We start from the raw sequence: 1,808 nt of genomic DNA, 5'->3' as shown, positions 1-1,808 counted from the left end.
GGCCGCCTACGGCCTGGAACTCGGTCCGGGCGAACGCGCTGGCGAACAGCAGGTCGAGCAGCCGGCGGCGGCGGTGCTCCAGCTCGCCGGCCTCCTGCTCGCGGGCCTTGGTGTAGCCCTCTCCAAGGAGCTGACCGTCCCCGCCGACAAGGTCAGCACGCAGGTCGTCGGCGCCTCGTGGGGCGGTGAGATCCAGAAGAAGGCCTGGCAGGCGCTGCTGGTCTTCATGGTCTTGATCATCGCCTACCTGTCGGTGGCGTTCGAGTGGCGGATGGCCGTGGCCGCGGTGGTGGCGCTCGTCCACGACCTGGTGATCACGGCGGGCATCTACGCCTGGTCCGGCTTCGAGGTGACCCCGGCCACGCTGCTCGGCTTCCTGACGATCCTCGGCTACTCGCTGTACGACGCGGTCGTCGTCTTCGACATGATCAAGGAGGTCACCAAGCCGCTCGGCCCGACCTCCCGGACGACCTACAGCGAGGCGGCCAACCAGGCGCTCAGCAGCACCCTGGTCCGCTCGCTGAACACCTCCCTGGTGGCGATCCTGCCCGTCGGCGCGATCCTGTTCATCGGGACGACCCTGTTCGGCGCCGGCACGCTGAAGGACCTGTCGCTCGCCCTGTTCGTCGGAATGATCGTCGGCACGTACTCCTCGATCTGCGTGGCGACACCGCTGCTCGTCCAGTTCAAGGAGCGCGAGCCGAAGTACAAGCAGATCCGGCAGAACATCGCCCGGCGCGAGCAGAGCTCGAAGCGGTCGTCGAAGGCCAGGGTCAAGGCCGGGGCCGGCGCCTCCGCCGCGACGGAGGACGACCTCTCCGACGACGCCGCCGACGCCGGTGAGGACGACCGGCAGGACACGCCCGACATCCGCAGCACGGTCACCGTGCGGAAGGTCGTGCAGAGCGGGTCGCGGCAGCAGCCGAAGCGCGGGTCGCGGCAGCAGCGCCGCGGCGGCAAGTAGGGCGGGGACGGAGTGGACCTCGGCAAGCTGATCCAGGAGCGGATCCGCGACATCCCCGACTATCCCAAGCAGGGGGTGATGTTCAAGGACATCACCCCGCTGCTGGCCGACCACGTGGCGTTCGCCGGGGTGGTCGACGCCGTGGTGAACCACCACGGCCGCGGCACCATCGACAAGATCGTCGGTATCGAGGCCCGCGGGTTCATCCTCGCCGCCCCCGTCGCCTACCACTTCGGGGCGGGCTTCGTCCCGGTGCGCAAGAAGGGGAAACTGCCCTCGGCGACGGACGCGGAGACTTATGATCTCGAGTACGGGAGCGAGACGATCGAGATCCATCTCGACGCCTTCGAACCCGGCGACCGGGTACTGATCGTCGACGACGTCCTGGCCACCGGGGGCACGGCCAGGGCCGCCGCCGAACTCGTCCGGCGGGGCGGCGGAGAAGTCGTCGGGCTGTCGGTCCTCCTTGAGCTGTCGTTCCTGCACGGACGCGACAAGCTGGGGAATCTGGACGTTCATTCCCTGGTTACGGTCTAGTACGAAATAGGGCCGGATACACTGACGCCATCAGGGTCCGGCGGGAACGGGCGCGGCCCGCACGGAACGCGCGGTGCAGTGCCCGGGTGGACTAGGGAGGCTGGGTGCCAGGTGAGGTGGTATCGACCGACGCGGTGAACACCGCCGCCGAGGAACGGCGCGCGCCCCCACCGCCCGACGTCCGGCCGCCCGAGCCCGACGAGCCCGCCGCGCGGACGCCCGCGTCCGCCCCGCCCGCCCAGCCCTCGTCGGGATCCGATGTTCCCCCAGCTCCAGGCCCTGGCGCCGCCCCGGACGACGATGACGC

Annotated in this window: 2 protein-coding genes and 1 pseudogene; all 3 read left to right on the top strand. The window is 70.0% G+C overall.

Features of this window, described 5'->3' with window-relative positions; genetic code table 11:
* Positions 1 to 964: protein translocase subunit SecF (gene secF / locus AB0C69_RS41960; protein WP_360362433.1), on the top strand; the 964-nt coding region annotated here is incomplete at its 5' end.
* A gap of 12 nt (positions 965 to 976) precedes the next feature.
* On the top strand, positions 977 to 1,501 hold the full coding sequence (locus AB0C69_RS41955; protein WP_345179054.1) for an adenine phosphoribosyltransferase: 525 nt from the start codon (positions 977 to 979) through the stop codon (positions 1,499 to 1,501).
* 104 nt (positions 1,502 to 1,605) lie between these two features.
* A pseudogene (locus AB0C69_RS41950) lies at positions 1,606 to 1,808 on the top strand (hypothetical protein); the annotation flags it as partial.

The organism is Actinomadura sp. NPDC048032, assembly GCF_040653175.1.
Taxonomy (GTDB): Bacteria; Actinomycetota; Actinomycetes; order Streptosporangiales; family Streptosporangiaceae; genus Spirillospora; species Spirillospora verrucosospora.
The sequence above is the reverse complement of the archived record's forward strand: the minus strand, read 5'-3'. Positions and strand labels throughout refer to the sequence as shown.